18 protein-coding genes are annotated in these 21,722 nt (G+C 52.1%); 12 read left to right on the plus strand and 6 right to left on the minus strand.

The features are described from left to right. Positions 1-21: 21 nt before the first annotated feature. Positions 22-915 carry a recombination-associated protein RdgC gene (locus ACFO3I_RS09255; protein ID WP_377333607.1) on the minus strand — a complete coding sequence of 298 codons (894 nt, stop codon included), beginning with the start codon at positions 913-915 and terminating at the stop codon, positions 22-24. Between the two features lie 111 nt (positions 916-1,026). Further along, the gene (locus tag ACFO3I_RS09260) at positions 1,027-2,775 is read right to left on the minus strand and encodes a sensor histidine kinase (protein ID WP_377333609.1); all 1,749 of its coding nucleotides are present in this window, start codon (positions 2,773-2,775) and stop codon (positions 1,027-1,029) included. 272 nt (positions 2,776-3,047) lie between these two features. Between ACFO3I_RS09260 and ACFO3I_RS09265 the strand changes: the two genes are divergently transcribed. From ACFO3I_RS09265 to ung, 7 genes are all read left to right on the plus strand, one after another. Further along, entirely contained in the window at positions 3,048-3,413 is a 366-nt protein-coding gene (locus ACFO3I_RS09265; protein WP_377333610.1) for a response regulator, read from the plus strand. A gap of 2 nt (positions 3,414-3,415) precedes the next feature. Beyond that, the gene (locus tag ACFO3I_RS09270) at positions 3,416-4,018 is read left to right on the plus strand and encodes a chemotaxis protein (protein WP_377333611.1); all 603 of its coding nucleotides are present in this window, start codon (positions 3,416-3,418) and stop codon (positions 4,016-4,018) included. Next, positions 4,018-4,971 carry a sensor domain-containing diguanylate cyclase gene (locus ACFO3I_RS09275; RefSeq protein ID WP_377333613.1) on the plus strand — a complete coding sequence of 318 codons (954 nt, stop codon included), beginning with the start codon at positions 4,018-4,020 and terminating at the stop codon, positions 4,969-4,971. Before ACFO3I_RS09270 ends, ACFO3I_RS09275 begins: the two co-directional genes overlap by 1 nt. A gap of 199 nt (positions 4,972-5,170) precedes the next feature. After that, positions 5,171-7,630, plus strand: coding sequence for a bifunctional aspartate kinase/homoserine dehydrogenase I (thrA, locus tag ACFO3I_RS09280; protein ID WP_377333615.1), 2,460 nt, complete (start codon positions 5,171-5,173; stop codon positions 7,628-7,630). Between the two features lies 1 nt (position 7,631). Continuing rightward, the gene (gene thrB / locus ACFO3I_RS09285; protein WP_377333617.1) at positions 7,632-8,597 is read left to right on the plus strand and encodes a homoserine kinase; all 966 of its coding nucleotides are present in this window, start codon (positions 7,632-7,634) and stop codon (positions 8,595-8,597) included. Continuing rightward, positions 8,588-9,877 (plus strand): threonine synthase, encoded by a 1,290-nt coding sequence (gene thrC / locus ACFO3I_RS09290; protein ID WP_377333619.1) that lies wholly within the window; start codon positions 8,588-8,590, stop codon positions 9,875-9,877. The genes thrB and thrC overlap by 10 nt, the downstream gene beginning before the upstream one ends. A 2-nt stretch (positions 9,878-9,879) precedes the next feature. Beyond that, a complete protein-coding gene (gene ung, locus ACFO3I_RS09295; RefSeq protein ID WP_377333621.1) occupies positions 9,880-10,542 on the plus strand; it encodes a uracil-DNA glycosylase in 663 nt (220 codons plus the stop codon). A gap of 92 nt (positions 10,543-10,634) precedes the next feature. Here the strand turns inward: ung and ACFO3I_RS09300 are convergent, their stop codons facing one another. The 3 genes from ACFO3I_RS09300 to tal form a co-directional block, all read right to left on the minus strand. Next, a complete protein-coding gene (locus ACFO3I_RS09300; protein ID WP_337843246.1) occupies positions 10,635-10,811 on the minus strand; it encodes a DUF3545 family protein in 177 nt (58 codons plus the stop codon). 111 nt (positions 10,812-10,922) lie between these two features. Then, positions 10,923-12,548 (minus strand): glucose-6-phosphate isomerase, encoded by a 1,626-nt coding sequence (gene pgi / locus ACFO3I_RS09305; protein ID WP_377333623.1) that lies wholly within the window; start codon positions 12,546-12,548, stop codon positions 10,923-10,925. A gap of 22 nt (positions 12,549-12,570) precedes the next feature. Further along, positions 12,571-13,527, minus strand: coding sequence for a transaldolase (tal, locus tag ACFO3I_RS09310; RefSeq protein WP_377333624.1), 957 nt, complete (start codon positions 13,525-13,527; stop codon positions 12,571-12,573). Positions 13,528-13,839: 312 nt separating this feature from the next. On the opposite strand from tal, the gene yaaA reads away from it, so the two are divergent. From yaaA to ACFO3I_RS09325, 3 genes are all read left to right on the plus strand, one after another. Beyond that, positions 13,840-14,619 carry a peroxide stress protein YaaA gene (gene yaaA, locus ACFO3I_RS09315; protein WP_377333626.1) on the plus strand — a complete coding sequence of 260 codons (780 nt, stop codon included), beginning with the start codon at positions 13,840-13,842 and terminating at the stop codon, positions 14,617-14,619. Positions 14,620-14,723: 104 nt separating this feature from the next. Next, positions 14,724-16,022, plus strand: coding sequence for an inosine/guanosine kinase (locus tag ACFO3I_RS09320; protein WP_377333628.1), 1,299 nt, complete (start codon positions 14,724-14,726; stop codon positions 16,020-16,022). A 104-nt stretch (positions 16,023-16,126) separates the two neighbouring features. Next, positions 16,127-18,379: a carbohydrate binding family 9 domain-containing protein gene (locus tag ACFO3I_RS09325; RefSeq protein ID WP_377333630.1), complete on the plus strand. Its 2,253-nt coding sequence runs from the start codon at positions 16,127-16,129 to the stop codon at positions 18,377-18,379. A gap of 67 nt (positions 18,380-18,446) precedes the next feature. On the opposite strand, the gene srmB is transcribed toward ACFO3I_RS09325, so the two are convergent. Then, positions 18,447-19,706: an ATP-dependent RNA helicase SrmB gene (srmB, locus tag ACFO3I_RS09330; protein ID WP_377333632.1), complete on the minus strand. Its 1,260-nt coding sequence runs from the start codon at positions 19,704-19,706 to the stop codon at positions 18,447-18,449. Positions 19,707-19,790: 84 nt separating this feature from the next. Between srmB and ACFO3I_RS09335 the strand changes: the two genes are divergently transcribed. Together ACFO3I_RS09335 and ACFO3I_RS09340 are read left to right on the plus strand one after the other, a co-directional pair. After that, a complete protein-coding gene (locus tag ACFO3I_RS09335) occupies positions 19,791-20,528 on the plus strand; it encodes a tRNA1(Val) (adenine(37)-N6)-methyltransferase (protein WP_377333633.1) in 738 nt (245 codons plus the stop codon). Continuing rightward, positions 20,529-21,710: a winged helix-turn-helix domain-containing protein gene (locus tag ACFO3I_RS09340; RefSeq protein ID WP_377333634.1), complete on the plus strand. Its 1,182-nt coding sequence runs from the start codon at positions 20,529-20,531 to the stop codon at positions 21,708-21,710. It abuts the gene before it with no gap. Positions 21,711-21,722 lie beyond the last annotated feature (12 nt).

The following is a 21,722-nucleotide window of genomic DNA, read 5'->3' on the forward strand; positions in this document are numbered from 1 at the left end:
GTGGCCTCCTTTTTTCATGGGTTATTGCTCCAGATTTTTCAGCAGGGGCTCTAAAGCCGCCCGCAACAACTGGTGCATCAGTAACAAATCGGCGTCCAGTCGTGCCGCTAAATCATCCCAGCCCATTTCATCATTCTGCTGACAAACCACTTCATGGAATTTCAGCCGTTTAATGCTGCTGTCTTCACAAACCAGCAAACTGAGTTGCTCTGGCAGATCCAGAGCCAGTCGGGTCACCAGCTTATCTTCCAGATGGCTCTGCACTTCATCAGCGCTCAGCAAGTGATTACTGAAGCGTACTTTGGCACCTTCTTCATCCGGCGCTTTCAGCTCTGCTTCGTTACCGAGTTCGAAGCCAGCGGGCAGCTCTTTGCCTTGCAGCCAGAAATGCAGTTGCTGATTGAGTTTGTGATTATCCAGCAGGGGCAGGGCAGGTAGTGAACCCAGTGCTTTTCGCATTAATGCCAGCACTTCTTCTGCCTTTGAGCTACTGCTGGTGTCGACCAGCAACCACTGTTGTTCCCGGTCATACAAGGCGCGGGTCACACTGGAACGGCTGAAGGCGCGAGGCAGCAGGGCCTGGATCAGCTCTTCTTTTAATGCCTGCTTCTCTTTGCGGCTCAGTGGCCGGCCTTTCTCCTGCTCTGCCGCCGCAATTTTCGGCTCCAGTTCTTCCTGGACGACGGCGCCAGGTAAGACTTTTTCCTGGCGTTTCACGGCCACTAACAATAAGTCGGATGTCAGGTGACAAAAAGATTTGAAACTAGGGTGCAATGGGCTGGTGAAGCCAATTTTCATTGCTTCCTGGGCCATGCATGGACTGAATTTGAATTCGGCAAACTGACGTTCCAGTTGCTCCTGATCGCCACTGATGGCTTCGTTGACTTTGTACAGACGTAAATTCTTAAACCACATAACTTCACTCTGACGCTTTGAACAAAGGCCAGAGTATACATGAGCCAGTCAGGCTTTCAGGGGTATTTTTGCCGTAAAATCGGCAGCCTGACGCTGAGGTTGTCCTCAGTTTCAGGCATTGCGTTTCAGATTTTTCGGAAAGCGGATGTGGTAGCTCAAACCATGACCAGGTTCGCTGCTGACCTGAATACTGCCGCCGAGCGTCTGACGCACCAGGTTGTAGGTAATATGGGTGCCCAAGCCACTGCCACCCTGGTCCCGCTTGGTGGTAAAGAATGGATGAAACAGCTTTTCCAGCTGATCCTGTGTCAGGCCCCGGCCATCATCTGAGTAGGTAATGTCGACCATTGAGCCTTCATCCAGCACAGTAATGCGGATATGACCTTCATCCATCTCTTCAAAACCATGGATCAGTGAATTCATCAACAGGTTGGTGAAAATCTGCGAAATCGCACCGGCCGGGCAGCTCAGGATCATATTCTCCGGGCAATTCACATCGATATGATGTCGGGTCTTTTTGAAGTTTGGCTGCAATGACCGGATCACTTCACTCAGATAGTCGGCCAGATTAATGGTGCGTAGTGCATCGCTGGTCTGGTCCACCGCAATTTGTTTAAAGCTGGCAATCAGTTCAGATGCCCGGGTCAGGTTGGACTGCAATAAAGTACTGCTTTGTTTCGCCTCTTCAATAAAATGCTCCAGCATTTTTGGTGTCAGGGTTTTATCCTTGTATTGGCTTTCCAGTGTTGCCAGTTTTTCGGCAAGGAAACTGGTTGCTGTTACCCCAATACCTACAGGAGTATTTACTTCATGTGTGATACCGGCAACAAAGCCGCCCAGTGCCGCCATCTTTTCCGATTGCACCAAGCGGTCCTGAGCTTGCTTTAAATCGTCAACCGACTTTTCCAGCTCCGCTTGTTTTTGCCGCAAGGCTTCTTCACTGTGGCGGCGACGTTCGATTTCTTCACGCAGCGCCTGCTGTTTCACTTCCAGCTCTTGTTTCTGTTGTTGCAGGTCCATCATGGCCTGGCTCAGGCCAGAGGTTTTACGGGCGACCTCCTGTTCCAATAATAAATTGTGCTGATCGAGTTTTTCATTGGACTGCAGCAATTGTTTTTGTGTGCTTTCAAGCTGAGACTTGTAGTCCTGCACCCGGGCAATCAGGCGATTGAAGGCATCGGCCATCACCGAGAGTTCGTTGCTTTCGTTGTGCTGGATTTCGACGCGGGTTCCTTCCAGGTGGTCCAGTTCCAAATCTTCAATTTGTTGAGTCAGCTCATTCAGCGGCAAGGTCAACTGGCTGCGAAACGCAAGCAAAAACAAGATAATCAAAAAGGTGGTTTTTAGCACCGCATTGCCAACCAGGAAATAGATGCCAATTTTGATCCGGTCCAATACCACGGCACGGCTGGAAAATAAGGTCACGTCACCGACTTGGGTAGCGCGGCCGGAGAATTCAAAAATGAGTGGAAAGGTGTAGCCAAAAAGCCCTGAGTTTTGTTCAGTCAGCCGCACACCTTCCTGTACCAGAGAGTTGCCATAACGTTCACTGATATCGACATACCGACCGAGTTGGGTGATCACAGCTCCGCTGTCATCCCGCACAATGATGCCTTCGATCGCTGGAATGGCCAGCAGGCCGTCAGCAATAATCATGGCCTGCTGAGTGTTCAACTCCCAGATGGCACGGGTCAGACTGCCGGCAAAAGTCTGTTGTAAGGTGGCCAGTTCGCCATTGATATGGTCTTTGGTATTGAAATACTCCGCGACAATCTGACCCAAAGTGACGACAAAAGTCAGAATAAAATACACTGACAGCACTTTGGTCAGCAGCTTGCGGGATAAACTTTTTTGCTGCATCCGGTTACCTTGCACGGAAATACGGTTCAGTCCTCAGTGACTAACTTAAACAAGTTTGTCAAAAATGAAAACACCAGCGCTCAGAAATATCTGTGAGACTAGGCAACTGCGGATCCTTTCGCAACAAAAGTACGGCAATTCACTGAAAAAATTAAATTTTCGCAGTGATCCTGTGGGCAAAATAACCGACTTTCAGTTAAGGTAGGACTGAGTTCATAAAAATGAAAAACAAGTCAGAGAAAATGACAAGAACGAGTATGGAGTAATGCAGTATGGCACTGTCAGTGCTGATTTGTGATGATTCACTTTTGGCAAGAAAACAGGTGAGAAAGTCTCTGCCTGATGATTTGGATGCCGAATTCTTTTCTGCAGCAAATGGCCGCGAAGCGCTTGAAGTTCTGCAACAACAAGAAATAGGTCTGGTGTTTCTGGATCTGACTATGCCGGAGCTTGATGGCATTGGAGTGCTGGAGCAAATCCGTCAGCTTCAGCTGGATTGTTTTGTGGTGGTGGTGTCTGCCGATATTCAGCCAGAAATGCAGCGCAGGGTGAACGAATTAGGCGCCTTGGCTTTTGTGCAAAAGCCGGTCAGCGCTGACAAGTTATCAGGCCTGCTCAAACAATATGGGTTGGTCTGACGATGTTCAGTGCAGAACAAAAGGATTGCCTGCAGGAACTGATGAATGTGGCGATGGGGCTGGCCAGTGACAAACTTGCCCGTTTTCTTGGCACCTTTGTGCATTTACAGGTTCCGGCTATTGAATTTATTCAATCCAGCGAGTTGTCTATTCAGTTTTTCCAGGAAGCTGAACACAAAGCGCTGGCGATAATCAGCCAGGGGTTTCTGGGTACCGAAGGGATCCGTGGCGAAGCGATTTTGCTTTTCCAGCAAGAAAGTGCTCATACCCTCGCTCAGTTGTTTGATTACGAACAAGGCACCAGCTCAGACCTGGAAATGCTGATGGACATCAGTACCATCCTCAACAGCACCTTTCTGAATAGCCTGGCCGGGCAAATTCAGCAGCAATTGTCGTATAGTGCACCACGAACAGTGGCCTCTCCTGTCACAGGGATCAGTGAGTCGTTATTTTATTCTTTACAGAACTGTGAGTTGGCCCTGAAGGTCGATATTCGTTATCAACTGACGGACTACGCTTTTGATTGCGATATGTTGTTATTGATCCCAGGGGAGGCTGTAGGGCGCCTGCAGCAAACCCTGGACCGTATTCTGGAACGGTATTAATGAGTGAATCCTGGTTATTTGGCCCCGTGTTAAGTCAGCTGAACAGCGGGATATTGGTGGTTGATACCGCCTTTCGTCTGGTCTACATCAATCATTTTTTGGAACGGCATGCCAAATTGCAGCTGCTGGACGTCAAAAACAAAGTGTTGTTTGACGTATTTACCGATTTACCCGAAAGTTGGTTGCGACGTAAATTCGAGACGGTCGTCAGTCTGCAAACGCCCGCGTTCAGTAGCTGGGAGCAGCGCCAATACATTCTGAAGCTGCCGCATTTACGTCCCGCCACTGGCAGTAGCCATTACATGGCGCAAAACTGCACTATGCTGCCTTTGTCTGATCCGCAAGGTGGAAAGTACGTCTGTCTGCTGATTGAAGACGCCACAGATGCCTTTGTGTACCAGCAGCACTTGCAACAGACCATGGCGCAACTGGAACAAAGCAACAGGCTTGATGGCTTGACTCAATGTTTGAACCGGCGCTATTGGGAACAGCAACTGAAATTGGAAGTTCAGCGCTCTGAGCGTTATCAGACGCCATTGTCGCTGCTGTTGTTTGACTTAGACCGATTTAAACAGCTCAACGACCGTTATGGCCATCAGGGCGGTGACTTTGTGCTGGTGGAACTGGCCGCTCAGGTCAAGCAGTTGCTGCGTGACAGCGACTGGTTTGGCCGCTACGGTGGCGAGGAGTTTGGCATAGTGCTGACCAATACCGACAAAGCCGGCGCCTTTGAAGTGGCGCAGCGCTTATGCCAGCAAATTGCCAATACCAGCTTTCATTACCAGCAACATAAGATCCAGGTCACTTTGAGCATTGGGGTCGCTGTGTTGCAGAATTTTGACGAACGAGCCGCTGAACAATTGATCTCAGCGGCAGACCAGGCGCTGTACCAGGCGAAACGCTCCGGACGCAACAGGGTTTTATGCTTTGATAGCGGCTTGACCAGTATTTAAACAAAAAGGATCTAAACATTTAGATTGACAGACGTCTAAATGTTCACGCATAGTGGACTTATGAAAATAAAAAATCGCAATACCACCACCATTATTACAACCACCAGCCCCACGGGGTAGGAGGTCGGCGGCGTATTGCATTCAGAAAAGGCCCGAGACCTCCCCGTCTCGGGCCTTTTTGCTTATTAAGGAGTGCAACATGAGGGTACTGAAGTTTGGCGGTTCATCACTGGCCTCTGTGGTCAGGTTTGCCGAAGTCGCCGATATCGTGGCAAACCAAATCGGCACTGAGCCGGTAGGCTTGGTGTTATCTGCGCCACAAGGGGTGACCAATACCCTGGTGGAACTGACTGATCTGGCATTTTTGGGTTCAGATTATCTGCCGCTGTTGCAACAATGGCGTCAGCGTCTGGCGCAGTTGATTGACGACGCCGGCTTGCGGGCGAGTAGCGAGCAACTGCAGGCTGTGCGTGAACTGGCGGCGGTTCAGGACGAGCGCTTGACCGAGCGGCTGCAGGGCATTCGTTTGTTAGGCTATTGCCCGGATCATATCAAAGCGCAAATTCTGGGCATGGGCGAGCAATTCAGTGTGGCTTTGATGACGGCGCTACTGAAAGGAAAACAGCTGCAAACGGTTCTGCTTGATTCAGTCGCGCTGGTAAAAAGCCAGGGCGATTATCTGAATGCGGTAGCCGACATCAGTGCCTCTGAGCAGAGCTTTGCTGCGACGTTATCCAAACAACAGGCTCAGGTTTATGTGATGGCTGGGTTTGTTTCCAGTAACGCCCAAGGCGAGCTTTGCCTGTTGGGCCGCAATGGCTCTGATTATTCAGCGGCCATAGTGGCGGCAGCGGTGAAAGCGTCGGTCTGTGAAATCTGGACTGATGTGGATGGCGTCTACAGTGCCGATCCGCGCCAGGTAAAAAATGCCAAACTGATTTCGCATTTGTCGTACGACGAAGCGATGGAACTGTCCTATTTTGGCGCAAAGGTGCTGCATCCAAAAACCATTGGCCCGTTGGCGCGTTTTCAAATTCCTTGTTACATCAAAAATACCTTAAACCCGTCGGCGCCTGGCTCCTGTATCGACCAGCACAGCAGCGGTGACAGCTTGGTGAAAGGCATTTCCAGCCTGGAGCACTTGGCGCTGATCACTGTGTCTGGCCCAGGTCTGAAAGGGGTGGTCGGCATGGCTTCCCGGGTGTTCGCCACCATGGCCAGAGAGCAAGTGTCGGTCAGCCTGATCACTCAGTCCTCGTCTGAGTTTTCTATCAGTTTCTGTGTGACGCAGTCCGATCTGAAAGTGGCCCAGCAGGCGTTAATGGCGGAGTTTGAACTGGAACTGGCGAATAAACTTTTACGGCCTTTGCATATCCAGTCCGATATGGCGATTGTCAGTCTGGTCGGCGACGGCATGCGTCAGCACCGTGGTGTGGCGGCTAAATTCTTTGCCTCTTTGGCCCAAGCTCGGGTCAACGTGGTGGCTATTGCACAGGATAGCAGCGAACGCTCCATCTCCGCAGTGGTGGAGCAAAAAGCCTGTCAGGACGCGGTCAAAGTCTGCCATGAAAACTTCTTCAGCCATGTGCCAAGCATTGACGTCTTTCTGGTGGGCTGTGGTGTGGTCGGTGGCGAGTTATTGGCGCAGTTTCAGCGTCAGCAAGCCTTTTTGCAGCAGCGTAATGTGCGGCTGACGGTGTATGGCATCGCTAACTCCAAGGCGTTGTTATTGGACCCGAAAGGTATTGAATTGGGCCAGTGGCAGCAGCAGATGCAGGGTGCCAAAACGCAGTTTAGCGTGGCGCAGCTGAGCCAGTTTGTCACCGAGCAGCACCTGACCAACCCAGTGTTAATTGACTGTTCCAGTGCTGAGCCTGTGGCTGGTTTGTATGTGGATTTCCTGAAAGCCGGCTTCCATGTGGTGACACCAAACAAAAAGGCCAACACCGGCTCGCTGGACTATTACCGCCAGCTGCGTCAGGTCGCCCAGCAGCACAGACGGCGTTTCCTGTATGAAACCACAGTAGGCGCGGGTTTGCCGGTGATTGATACGTTACAGGGGTTGTTTAACGCAGGGGATGAACTGCTGGCGTTTGAGGGCATCTTGTCAGGTTCACTGTCGTATATTTTTGGTCTGCTGGAGCAGGGTGTCAGTTTGTCTGACGTGACGCAGAAAGCGCGTGATTTAGGCTTTACAGAGCCAGACCCACGCGACGACTTATCGGGGATGGATGTTGCACGCAAGCTGCTTATCATGGCGCGGGAGTCCGGTCTGATGCTGGACCTGGCCGATGTGGACGTGGAAGGTGTACTGCCAGCTGGTTTTGCTGAAGGCACAGCTGTGCCTGATTTTATGGCCCAACTGCCTCAGCTTGACGCGTTGTTTGCCGACAAAGTGGTCGCCGCCAAAGCCAATGGCCAGGTGCTGCGCTACATAGGTGAAATCCGTGATGGGCGCTGTAAGGTAGCGATTAAAGCGCTTGATTTGGACCATCCGCTGGCCAAAGTGAAAGACGGTGAAAATGCGCTGGCGATCCATACCCGCTATTACCAACCGATCCCGTTCGTTTTACGGGGATATGGGGCTGGTGCCGCAGTGACTGCAGCCGGTGTGTTCAGTGATGTAATGCGGACTTTGTCCTGGCAGCAGGAGATGTGAGATGAGTCGATATTTTGCGCCCGCCTCCACCGGCAATCTGTCGGTTGGTTTTGATTTATTGGGAGCGGCTTTTGAGCCAACAGACGGGCAGGCGCTGGGGGACGAATTAGCGATCCTTGGAGAAGGTGATGCGTTGGAGCTGAGTGTATCAGGGCGTTATGTGCATCAGCTGCCAGCAGATTTGAATGACAACCTCGTCGCCAAGTGCTTTTACGCTTTTGAGCAGGCGGTAGGTCGCACTCTGCCACGCTTGCGACTGGAACTGGTTAAACACTTGCCTGTCGGCAGTGGTTTGGGTTCCAGCGCCTGTTCCATTGTGGTGGCTTTATATGCCTTTAACCAGCACTTTGGCCGGCCGCTGTCGGACCAGGTTTTACTGCAATTGATGGCAGAGCTGGAAGGTGGCGTCAGTGGTTCGGTGCACTACGACAATGTCGCACCGTCCTTTTTTGGTGGTCTGCAGCTGATGCTGCAGGACAGCCCACAGATTTGCCGGTCTTTGCCCTGGTTTGATCACTGGCGTGTGGTGTTGTGTTATCCGGGCACCGTACTGTCAACCAAAGCGGCTCGAGCTGTCTTACCCCAGCAGCTGTCGCTGAAACACAGCATCGCCTTTGCCGGTATGCTCAGCCGTTTTGTGTCGGCCTTATACAGCAGAGACGAACAGGATGCGCTGGCCGCATTGCAGGACCTGGTAGCAGAGCCAGCCCGGCGCAGTTTAATGCCTGAACTGGAACCGTTGCGTGCCGCCTTAATGGCCGAAGGGGTGGGGCATGTCGGGATCTCTGGTGCAGGGCCCACTATTTTCGCTGTCTGCCGCAATGAACAACAAGCACAGTTTGCCGCCAGTTATCTGCAAACACAGTATGCAAAGAATCAGGATGCCATGACGGTGGTTTGCCGTCTGGCGCAACAAGGCGCACGGGCGCTACAGGATCAGGACACAGGATTAAGCAGATGCAATTAAGTAATATTAAAGTTCCTTCGCAACAAGTGAGTTTTCTGCAGGCAGTCCGCATTGGGCTGGGTGAACAGCAAGGTTTGTTCTTCCCGACCCAGTGGCCGCAGCTGGACGTACCGCGTTTGTTGGATATGTCGTTTGTGGAACGCAGCAGCCACATTCTGGCCAGCCTGATTGGGGATGAATTAACAGCAGCAGAAGTACAGCAAATGGTCGAAGCCGCTTTTGCTTTTCCAGCTCCTTTGGCCCCAGTGACTGATGACGTGGCTTGCCTGGAATTGTTCCATGGCCCGACGCTGGCCTTTAAAGACTTCGGTGGTCGTTTTATGGCGCAGGCGCTGGTCAAAGCGCAGCAAGCTGAAAATGTCCGCAAAACCACTATTGTGACCGCGACTTCCGGAGATACCGGCGCTGCGGTAGCTCATGCGTTTTATCAGCAACCTGGGGTCGAAGTGGTGATTCTTTTTCCGGAAGGAAAAATCAGCCCATTGCAGGAAAAATTATTTACCACTCTTGGCAAAAATATCCATACCCTGGCAGTGAACGCCGATTTTGACGCCTGCCAGGCGTTGGTCAAAGAAGTGTTTAATGATAAAGCTTTGGTACAACAGCTGAATATCAATTCAGCGAACTCCATCAATATCAGCCGGTTGTTTGCACAAATCTGCTACTACTTTGAAGCTGTGGCTCAGGTACCAGCCAATCAGCGGGAGCAGGTGGTGATTTCGGTTCCAAGCGGGAACTTTGGTAACCTGACGGCAGGTTTAATTGCCAAAGTATTGGGCCTGCCCATTAAGCGGCTGATTGCGGCGACCAATGCCAATGACACTGTGCCGCGGTACTGGAAAGACGGCCTGTGGGCGCCGAATAAAACCGTCGCGACCTTATCCAATGCGATGGATGTCAGTGCGCCGAATAACTGGCCACGTGTTGAAGCACTGCTGGCACAAGGTCTGGTCGGGCGTGACGAACTGGAAGCTGTGATGGTGGACGAAGAAGACACGCAGTTGTCAATGCGTCAGCTCGCCAGCCTGGGTTATGTCAGTGAGCCTCATGCAGCCGTGGCTTACAAAGCACTGAAGCGCAGCCTGCAGCCGGGTGAATACGGTATCTTCCTTGGCACCGCGCATCCTGCCAAGTTTAAAGAGCAGGTGGAGAACATTCTTGGCAGTCCTATTGCGCTGCCTGCTGAGCTGGCCGCTGTGGCCAGTGAGGCAAGTTTGGCTGTGTCGATGAACGCTGATTATGTACAATTGCGCCAGGCATTACTGGCATTGGACAAATAAGCGTGAGTTTAAGCTGGCAAGACGTGATTGGGGCTGAGAAAAATCAGCCCTATTTTATCAACACCATCAATTATCTGAAGCAGCAACGGGCCGCAGGGCAGGTGATTTATCCGCCAGAAGCCATGGTCTTCAATGCCTTTAAATACACCCCCTTTGACCAGTTAAAAGTGGTGATTATCGGCCAGGATCCTTACCACGGACCGAATCAGGCGCATGGTCTGAGCTTTTCTGTGCCTGAAGGTGTGGCGATCCCTCCTTCTTTACGCAACATCTATAAAGAGCTGCAACTGGAGTATGCGGATTTTCAGTACCCCAACCACGGCTGCCTGGAGAGTTGGGCACAGCAGGGAGTTTTATTACTCAATACGGTATTGACTGTGGTGGCGAATGAAGCCAATTCGCATCGTCAGTTAGGCTGGGAGCAGTTTACCGATCAGGTGATCCGCGCTATCAGCGCCCAAGGCGAAGGCATTGTTTTTTTGCTTTGGGGGAGTCACGCCATTAAAAAGGGCCAACTGGTGGATAAGCAGAAACATCATATTCTGACCGCGCCTCATCCATCTCCACTGTCAGCACATCGTGGCTTTTTAGGTTGCGGTCATTTTGTCCAAGCCAATGACTTGCTGACTCAGCAAGGTAAAACGCCAGTGCGTTGGCAGGTCTAGCAGATGACTAAAACAAACCATCGCCTAAGCGATGGTTTGAGGGCCTGAATTGTGGAATTAAAAAAGCCCCGGCCAGAAGGCCGGGGCTTTTTTTAACTAAATTCCAAATCGTTCAACTCAGGTTCGATGGTCCAGTCAATGTCTTCTAATTCGCGCTTCAGACGTTGACGCTCTTTTACTGCTTCGATTTCACGCCACTTACGTTTCACCGCACGGCTCTTCGTTGCAGGACGCTCCAACAGGTTCAGTAAATCTTCGAAGCTTTCCATTTTTGCCCCTCTGAGTTGTTGTTATTTTCAACAAATTAGTACCACAGTCTGCATGAAAATAAAATAACCTTTTGACACAAAAATGAACGAAAAATGAATGTTTTTTGTCGGTTAGCTGTTCCTGAACTGGTTAAATGTTGCGATAAGTGCTTCTGTAGAGGCGTCAAACCGGCTTTCCTTCTGGCCTGACAGCACCTGGTAAATAGGTGTAGACAGTTGCTTGCCCAGCTCTACGCCCCACTGGTCAAAGGAGTTAATATTCCACAATACGCCCTGACAAAAGACTTTGTGTTCATACAGTGCGATCAGCGCCCCCAGGTAATAAGGGGACAGCTCCGGCAGCAGCAGAGTGTTGCTTGGTTTGTTACCAGGTGACACCTTGTGCGGCGCCAGCGCAATAGCTTCTGCTTCCGGCGCACCAGTAGCCAGTACTTCGGCTTTGGCTTCATCAAAGGTCTTGCCTTGCATCAGCGCCTGCGTTTGCGCGAAGCAATGTGCCGCCAGACGGTGATGATGGTCCGTCAGCTCGTGGCTGACCTTGGCTGGCAGAATAAAGTCGGATGGTACCGCTAAAGCGCTTTGGTGCAATAACTGATGGTACGCATGCTGGCCATTGGTACCGGCATCGCCCCAAATCACGGGCGCTGTGTCCAGTCGCAGTGGCTGGCCGTCGACATCGACACTCTTGCCATTACTTTCCATATCCAGCTGTTGCACATAAGACGGCAGCAGACGCAGGTAATGGCTGTACGGCAATAGAGCCTGAGCCTGACAGCCTTTGGCGTTGATGTACCACACACCTAACAGCGCCAGAATGACGGGCAGGTTTTGTTCAAACGGGGCTGCGTAAAAATGCTGATCCATGGCACGGGCACCGGCCAGGAGCTGTTCAAACTGCGCCATGCCAAGCTGCAGCGCCACAGGGAAGCCGATAGCTGACCACAAAGAGTAACGCCCGCCAACCCAATCCCACATTGGCAGAATATGCTCGGCCACAATTCCGAATTCAGCCGCAGCTTTGATATTGGACGAGGTGGCCCAGAAATGCTGGGCAATAGCGGCTTTGTCTGCGCCGTTATCGGTAAACCACTGACGTACAGCCAGCGCATTCTGTTTGGTCTCTTCGGTGCCAAATGACTTGGAGGCGACAAACACCAGCGTGGTGGCCGGGTTTAAGCCTTTGACCACGTCACTGACCACGGCGCCGTCAATGTTGCCGGCAAAATGAATACGCACCGGGCTTTGGTTGTAAGGCAATAAAGCTTCACAGGCCATTTGCGGGCCTAACAAAGAACCGCCGATGCCAATCCAGATCAGGTCTGTAATAGCCTGTCCTTGATATCCCAGGTACTCGCCTTGGTGCAGTTGAGTGATCAGGCTGGCCATCTGGGACCGGCACTGCGCAATTTCCGGTTCTAAATCAACACCATCGAGCAGCAGAGGCTGACCGGCTTCAGCGCGAAGCGCCATATGCCAGACGGCCCGCTGTTCGGTGTTGTTGATTTTATCGCCTTGCTGCATCTGCTGTGCTTTGCGCTGAATGTCACTTTGCGTTGCCAGTTTCAGCAGGCTTTGCCAGATACTGTCTGTGATCAGGTTTTTCGAAAAATCCAGGTGAATCCCGCAGGCAGTTGCCTGGAATTTCGCTGCCCGTTTCGGGTCCTGTGCAAATTCCTGCCGTAATGAAATGGCTGTACTGGCTTGCTGTTTCAGCGAAGCCCACACCGTAGATGACATTCAGTTTCTCCCCTTAATAACCTCAGGCCTGCAGTTGTGCCTGGATCAATGTTTCTAGTTTGCGCTGGTCCACAGCAAATTTACGGATACCTTCAGCCAGTTTTTCAGTGGCCATCGCATCTTCGTTCAGAGCCCAGCGGAATTCGGTTTCGGTCATGGCTTGCTTGGCACTTTCTGTGACGCCCTGGTCTTGTAAATGCACCTGCAGCTGGCCTTGTGCGTCGCTCAGCTCCTGCAATAAACCCGGGCTGATGGTCAGACGGTCACAACCGGCCAACGCCAATACTTCACCTGTGTTGCGGAAGCTGGCACCCATCACCACGGTTTTGTGGCCATGCGCTTTGAAGTAACGGTAGATTTCACGTACAGACACGACGCCAGGGTCTGTTTCTGAGTCGTAGTCCTGCTTGGTGTTGGCTTTGTACCAGTCGAGAATACGGCCAACAAAAGGGGAGATCAGAAACACGCCAGCTTCAGCACAGGCACGGGCCTGCGCCATATGGAATAACAGCGTCAGGTTACATTGAATGCCTTCTTGCTCCAGTTCACGCGCCGCCTGAATACCTTCCCAGGTGGAGGCAATTTTAATCAGAATACGATCGGTGCCCAGGCCATTTTCTTTGTACAGTGCGACCAGCTGCTTGGCTTTGGCGACAGTGGCAGCTTTGTCGAATGACAAACGGGCATCCACTTCGGTCGAAATACGGCCTGGGATCAGCTGGCTGATTTTGGTACCGATGTCGACAGCAAACTTGTCACCGGCAATGCTGATTTGTTCGGCCAGGTCACTGCTTCGTGCTTTGGCATAAGCGGCGGCGGCGGCCAGTAATGGCTTGGCAAACTCCAGTTGGCTGGCGTTTAGAAGTAACGAGGGGTTGGTGGTGGCGTCTACAGGGCGGAATTGTTCAATGGCACCTAAGTCGCCACTGTCGACCACCACAGTGGTCACTTGTTTTAACTGGTCAAGTAAGCTGCTCATATTGTTTTCTTACCGTTATTTTGATCACATCCGGCTTGGAGGGTGATTAATACTAATAAAATGTAGGAAAATTACAACACAAAACCTATTGATGGGGTGACTTTCCTACCCTGGAATTCAGCTGGGTCTGGCGCCGCTAATTAAGGCCTGACCGCAGAATTCCATGGTACCCATTAGGCCGCTCGATTTAAAGCCATAATCCGCCGCAAACCCGCAATCTGTCTGAACTTTTTGCTATAAAACAGAACCAGTCTGCACAGCGGGCTTCAACTTGGTACACTAGGCGCACTTTTGCAGTACAGGATAGTTGTTATGTTAATGGTGATTTCACCAGCTAAAGACCTGGATTATCAAAGCCCGCTGGCCGTGACTGAGTACAGCCAGCCTCAATTATTAGCACAGGCAGAAGCCCTGATGCCGGTTTGCCGCGATTTAACGCCGCAACAGCTGAGCAGCCTGATGGGGATTAGCGACAAGCTGGCCGGGCTGAATGCGGCACGATTTGCCGAGTGGTCTACGCCTTTTACACCGGACAATGCCCGCCAGGCGCTGTTTGCCTTTAATGGTGATGTGTATCAGGGCTTGCAGGCACAAAGCCTGACGCCCGAAGATCTGGCATTTGCCCAGCGGCACTTACGTATCTTAAGTGGTTTGTATGGAGTGTTGCGACCATTGGATTTAATGCAGCCTTATCGCTTAGAAATGGGCACCAGTCTGGCCAATCCGCGTGGCAAAAACCTGTATCAGTTCTGGGGTAGCCGGATCAGCGAAGCTTTGAACCTGCAACTGGAACAGCTACAAACCGACACCTTGCTGAATCTGGCGTCGCAGGAATACTTCAAGGCGGTGGACAAGAAGGTGCTGAAAGCCCGGGTGGTGAATGTTGAGTTCAAAGACTTTAAAAATGGCCAGTTTAAAGTGATCAGCTTCTATGCCAAAAAGGCCCGCGGCCTGATGGCGCGGTTTGTTACAGAGCAGCGGTTGGCTGACGTAGCGGCGATTAAAGATTTTGATCTGGCGGGCTATCAGTTCAGTGCTGAGCAATCCACGCCAGAGCACTATGTGTTTAGCCGACTGACTCCCGTGGCTTAACTGAGCAAGCAGAAAACACCACAGAAAACTGCGCAGATAAAAATGCCTGGGCCTGTGGTGATTTTTTGCTAAAATGCGCGGCTTCGAATCAGAGCGTGTTCACTATGAAATTTCCGGGTCGTCGTAAACTCAAACACTATTTTCCTGTCTCTCAGCCGAAGCTGACCTTACCCAGCTACGAAGTGCGGCCTGAACTGGACACTTATGTAGTTGGTCTGGACCAGACCATAGTAGATGTAATTGCCAATGTCAGCGACGACTTCCTGCAGAAATACGGCATAGGTAAAGGCCTGTCCAACCTGGTGGAGCATGGCAAAGCCGACCTGATTTATCAGGAGCTGGTGGCGTCCAATGCCATTTCGGATCATTTCGCTGGTGGCACCATTGGCAACACCATTCACAATTATTCGGTACTGGCCGACGATAAGTCGGTGTTATTGGGCGTGATGTCGGCCAATATTAAACTCGGCTCACCGGCCTATCATTACCTCTGTCACACCTCCAGCAAAGTGGATATGAACCATCTGCAAGGCGTGCCTGGTGATGTCGGCCGTGGTATCACTTTGGTGACCCCGGATGGAGAGCGCACCTTTGTGATTGACCCCAGTGATATGGACGAGTTGGCACCAAACCATATTCCAACCGACATTATCAGCAAAGCCGCTGCTGTGGTGGCCAGCGCTTATCCGCTGCGTGCCACCGCCAAACCAATTCAGCAGGCGATGCTGAAAATGCTCAATGATGCCAAAGCCGCTGATGTGCCTGTGGTGATGAGCCTCGGCACCAAACATCTGGTGCAGGAACACAAAGCGCTGATCCGTGACACTCTGGCCAGTTATGTGAATATTCTGGCGATGAATGAACAGGAAGCCGAAGCGCTGACTGGCTTTGCTGATCCGCTGCAGGCCGCTGAAGCCGCGTTGGACTACGTTGACATGGTGCTGCTGACCGCAGGCCCAGAAGGCTTGTATCTGTGTGGTTACACCGATGCGCAGGCAAAACGGGAAACCACCAACCCAATCAAGTCAGGCGCTTTGCCTGATTACAATGAATTTGAATTCAGCCGGCCTATGCAGAAAAAAGACTGTGTTGAACCCGTGAAGGTGTATTCGCATATCGACCCGTATTTGGGCGGGCCTGAGCGTATTAAAAACACCAACGGTGCTGGGGACGGTGCTCTGGCAGCCATTCTGCATGACATAGCGGCGAATCACTTCCACCGTCAAACGTTGCCGCTGTCGAGCAAACATGAGTTGCCTTACCTCGCGTATTCGTCCTTTGCGCAGATCTGTAAATACGCCAACAGGGTCAGCTACGAAATTCTGGTGCAAAACGCACCGCGTTTATCCAAAGGCTTGCCGGAAAAAGAAGACAGTCTGGAAGAAAGCTACTGGGAGCGTTAAGTTCAGTTAAGTTCTGTAACAAAAAATGTAGAGAAAAGGCTGGTACTCCCGGCCTTTTTCATTAGGATCAGCGGCAGATTTGTTAGGGAAACTACGAACGGATGATGCGGTTACAGATTTCGGCTTACCTGCTGGCGTTATGTTGCTCCAGTGCGGCCTGGGCGCAATGGGCCATTCCAAAAACAACTGAGCAGGTACAGGTTGATGGCCAGCTGAACGAAGCACTCTGGCAGCAAGCCAGCCAAGTGCAACTGACCATCAACAGCTGGCCGTCTGAAAACACCCCGGCGCCGGTGCAAACCGAAGCGCTGCTGATCGAAAACGGCGAGTATTTCTACCTGGCGTTTCTGGCGAAAGACCCGGATCCCAGCCAAATCCGCGCTTATTTAACCGACAGAGACAAGGTTTGGGATCATGATTTAGTCGGCGTCAAAATAGACACCTACAACGACTCCAAGCTGGCTTATCAGTTTTTCGTCAATCCGCTGGGGGTGCAGGCCGATGCCATCGAAAACGAAATGACCCGCAGTGAAAGCGACAGCTGGGATGCTATCTGGTACAGCGCCGGCCATGCCACGGCGGACGGTTATCAGGTCGAAATCGCCATACCGCTGCGTTTACTGAATTTTAATGAGCAACTGGCGGAACAAAATTGGCGCATTGAGCTGGTGCGTTATTATCCACGCGACCTGAAACACCGGCTATCCAGCAACCGGATTGAACGCTCGAATCCATGCTGGATTTGCCAGATGACGCCGGCGACAGGTTTTGCCGGAGCCAAACAAGGCAATCATCTGGCGTTGGTGCCTTCGGTGGTGACAGGGCGGTCAGAGCAGCGTGACCCAGCCAGCCATTCCGACTGGCAGGGGGAGTCTGATACGGCCGCCAGTCTGGATCTGAAATGGGGTATTACACCGGATATTAACCTCAACGCCACCATCAACCCGGATTTCTCTCAGGTGGAAGCCGATGTGGCTCAGCTGTCCGCCAACGATCCTTTTGCATTGTTTTATGCCGAGAAGCGGGCTTTTTTCCTGGATAACCAGGATTACTTCAGCTCGCCGCTTGATTTGGTTTACACCCGTAATATTGCGTCGCCCGATCTCGGAGCGCGATTGACAGGCCGGGCCGGGCAGCAGTCCTTTGCTTTTTTTGCCACTGACGACAGCCAGACCACCTTTTTTGTGCCGGGTAATTTAGGTTCGGATGTGGCGGTGCTGGCGGAACAAAGCAAAAACGCAGTACTGAGGTACAGGTATGATCTGAGCGCGGATCTCTCACTTGGCTGGATCAGCACGCTACGGCAAAGTGACAGCTACCACAATTACCTGCACGGTGTGGACCTGAAATACCAATTTACGCCGCAGGACAAACTGCAGCTGCAGTATTTGTATGCCGATTCTGCGTACCCCACAGAGCTCAGGGACAGTTATGCCGGTTCGGAAGCTGGGCTACGTTTGGCTGAAGACTTATCCGATCCGGCATTTTTCCTGAACTTTGAGCATGATGACGGTGCCTGGTTCTGGTACACCGAGCTGTTGCAATTGGACCAGGAGTTCCGGGCCGATATGGGCTATATGCCGCAGACTGATTACCGCAAGGCAGTGCAGGGGCTGGGGTACAACTGGTTCTCGTCAGATCATTGGTGGAACCGGGCCAGTCTGGCCGGCGACTGGGATATCAGTCACAACAGCGCAGGCGAGCTGTTGGAAAAAGAATTGGAAATGGCGGCTGAGCTGTGGGGGCCTCAACAAAGTTACTTCGAGTTGTCGCTGATAGACCGCGACAAAGTGGGGCCGCGGCATAATGCCGACTCGCTGGCCATAGACGGCAATACCGACCTGTTTAATGAACAGCTGCTTGGGCTCTGGCTCGAGTTCAGGCCCTGGCCTCAGCTCTTTGGCGCTGTTTGGTTGGAAGCTGGTGATGCCATTGACTATCGCAACAATCGACTGGCTTCTTTCACTGAAATCGCTCCGGAGCTGGGCTGGAATGCCAGTACTCACTTACGTATAGATGTACGTCATACGTACAGGGGAATGACGACCGGCGGTGCTGAAATTTTTACTGCTAACCTGACCGATCTGCGGTTCAGCTACCAGTTTTCGGTGCAAAGCCAGCTGCGGTTAACCTTGATTTACAACGACTTGCAGCAAAACCCAGAGACCAACCCGGGTTTAACTCAGCAGCGGGATCGCAGCCTGGGCTCGCAGCTGCTGTATTCGTACAAGTTGAACCCACAAACCTTGTTATACGCAGGTTACAGCGATAATGCGGTGCAGGACGATCAATTAACCAGTCTGGAACGGGACAGTCGATCGGTATTTATGAAGTTCAGTTATGCGTTTTTGCTGTAACCACAGCAAGAGCAGTACCTAATTAAACAACAACGCAGCCTTCAGGCTGCGTTGCTATAGAGTGAGATCAGGCTTTCGCTTTGGCGGCTTTTTTCAGCGCCTTTTTCTTGGCGGCTGTTTTCGGCTTTTTCTTTTTGGTCGGCGGGCTGGCTTCTTTGTGTTTGGGTCGTAAACCTTCAATCACCCGGCGTTTCAGTGCCTGCTCTGTGTAGCGTTCAATTTTACCGACAGCGCCAATATCGTGCGCTTCGACCAATGAGATGGCGGTGCCTTTTTTGCCGGCCCGGCCAGTACGGCCAATCCGGTGTACATAGACATCCGCTGTTCGTGGCATATCGTAGTTGATGACATGGGTAATATCGTCGATGTCCAGGCCACGGGCCGCTACGTCTGTCGCGACCAGAATACGGACTTTGCCTTCACTGAAGGCTGCAACAGCGGCCTGGCGTTTGTCTTGTGGCATTTCGCCTTGCAGCCAGTTACAACGCAGGTCGGCACTTTGCAGCTGACCAGTTAACGTGGCCAGGCGTTCACGGGTTTTCACAAAAACAATGGCCTTTTTCACATCCTCTTGCTTGAGAAGATGAACCAGTAATGCCAGTTTGTGCGCGGCATCATCGGCCAAATGGATCCACTGGGTGATTTTGCCGCGCTCACGGCGTGGCGGATCGGCTTCCAGTTGCAGCGGTTCTTTCAGGGCCCGCTCGGCAAAACGGCGGATACCTATGCCTTCCAGGGTGGCGGAAAACAACAAGGTCTGGCGACGGCGTTTGGCTTCGTCGATGATGCGGTTCATTTCGCCGACAAAACCCATATCCAGCATGCGGTCGGCTTCGTCGAGGATCAGCACTTCGACTTCATCCGCCATAAAGGTTTCGTTATCCAGGTACTCAATAAGACGCCCAGGCGTCGCCACCAGAATGTCGTTGTTTTTCGTCAGGGTTTCTTTGTGGCTGCCGTAGTTCACGCCGCCGGTGATCACGCCGGCATGTAAGTCGGTGCCGGCAATCAGCTGCTGCGCCTGCTCAAAAACCTGGTAGGCCAGTTCGCGGGTAGGCGTCATGATCAGCACGCGGGCAAAACCCGGGTCGCGACGTGGGAAATCCAACAGGTACTGAATTGCTGGCAGTAAAAAGGCCAGGGTTTTGCCTGTTCCTGTCGGTGCGCTGGCCAGCAGGTCCCGACCTTCCAACGCACCGGGAATAGCCAGTTGCTGAATGCTGGTTGCTTCTTTAAAACCGGCTTTTTGCAGGGCCTGTTCCAGTTCGGGTGCTAAATCAAATACAGAAAAAAGTACTTTTTCCTGTGTTGGAAGTGTCTCAGTCAAACTCTGTTCCTTCTTTGGCAGACTGTCGGCTGACAGTCGTTAGGTATTCTTTTACACTGGCGGTTTTCCGGCGCAGGGCCTGTGATGAACCAGGGATTTCGTTGTAAAGAATTTTTTGTTGCCCATGATCTGTGTGCCATGAAAGTGAGCACGGACTCACTGCTACTGGGCGCCTGGCTCGCCTTACCTGCCAAGCCGGAGCCTGTCACTATGCTCGATATTGGTTGTGGCAGTGGTTTGCTTTCATTGATGTTGGCTCAGCGTTCGGCAAAATCCTGCATGCAGTATCACATTGACGCGGTGGAAATTGACTCCATGGCTGCGATGCAGGCCGGGCAGAATGTGCAGGCCAGCCCCTGGGCACCTCAGATCAAGGTGATTCAGGCGGATATTCTAACCTATGCCAAAGCGGATCACCATGTTGCGGCGTATCAGCTGCTGGTCTGCAACCCGCCTTATTTTGAGAACAGCCTTAAATCAGAAGAGAGCAGGCGGGCACAGGCCCGCCATACCGACACTTTGCCGCTGCATTCTTTACTGCAGGTAAGTGCCCACTTAGCAGCACCGGACGCGAGTTTGGCGCTGGTGCTGCCAGCCGCAGTTGCGGGGGCTTTTCAAACCAACGCCGGGCAGTTTGGCTGGCATTTGCAGCGCTGCTGTCAGATCAGCGAAAACGCTGACAAGCCGGTAAAATTGTCACTGATGCAATTTAGCCGCCTGCCGGTTAGCCCTGAATGCACAAGCTTGTTGATCCGGGATACCGATGGCCAGTACAGTCAGACCTACCGACATTTATTGGCCGACTTTTACCTGAAATTCTGAATGAAAACAGTCTCCAGCCCATTCAGCCCACAAGAGTTACGCCAGTTGGTGTTGCAGCAGCAGGGCTTACTCAAACCTCAACAAGGCAAGGGCGCGGTGGCGCGGGTTGTCAGTCAGCTGGGGTATGTGCAGATCGATTCCATCAATGTGGTGGAACGTGCGCATCACCATGTGTTGTTCAACCGGGTGCGGCGTTACCGTCCTGAGTTACTGAGCCAGGCCTGTGAGCAGCAAGAGCTGTTTGAGTACTGGGCGCATGCGGCGGCATTTTTACCTATGGCCGATTTTCGTTTCAGCCTGCAGCGCAAAATGCCACTGCGCGACGGGGCGACCCACTGGTTTAACCCTGAACAAGAGTTGATGCAGCAGATCCTGCGTACCATAGCGACACAAGGCGCTTTGCCTGGGCGGTTTTTTACCGAAGCCGGAAGCAGTCAGGGCGGCTGGTGGAACTGGCAACCGGCGAAACAAGCATTGGAGCAGCTGTTTATGCAGGGGCATCTGTCGGTGCTGCGCCAGGGCAACTTTCAAAAGCTGTATGAGCTGACAGACCGTTTATATCCGCACAGCCTTGAAATGCAGGCACCATCGGAGCAGGAATTTGCTGAGCACTTAATAGAACGTACGCTGCAAAGCCAGGCGGTGGCCACTGCCGCGCAGATTTGTTATTTACGCAAGAACTGCAAAGCCCAGGTGCAGCAGGTGCTGACCGCTGCGGTGCAAGCAGGGAGGTTGTGCAGTTTTGTTCAGGATGGGCAGAGCTACTATTATTCGCCCCAGTTAGTACTCACTGACAAAGTGCCGGACAAAGTCTGGTTGTTATCGCCTTTTGATAACCTGGTGATCCAGCGTGATCGTTTGCGTCAGTTGTTCAACTTTGATTATCAGATTGAAGTCTATGTCCCGGCAGAGAAACGCAAAGTTGGCTATTACAGCTTGCCTATTTTGTACCGGGACCGCTTTGTTGGTCAGGTCGATGTCAAAGCTGAGCGCAAGTTGGAGGTGCTGACACTGCAGCATCTGGTGATAGAGCCGGGTATCCGACTGACCGAAGGCTTGCGACACGCCTTGGTCAAGGCGCTGCGGAGTTATGCAGACTTTAATCAGTGCACTGAGCTGGCGTTAAAAAAAGCCAGCCCAGAGTTGCGGCAATGGTTAATGCCTGCGTTGGCAGAGCGCTGACAAGGGCAAAGA

The sequence above is a fragment of the Rheinheimera marina genome (genome assembly GCF_042654345.1).
In the GTDB taxonomy this organism is placed as follows: domain Bacteria; phylum Pseudomonadota; class Gammaproteobacteria; order Enterobacterales; family Alteromonadaceae; genus Pararheinheimera; species Pararheinheimera marina.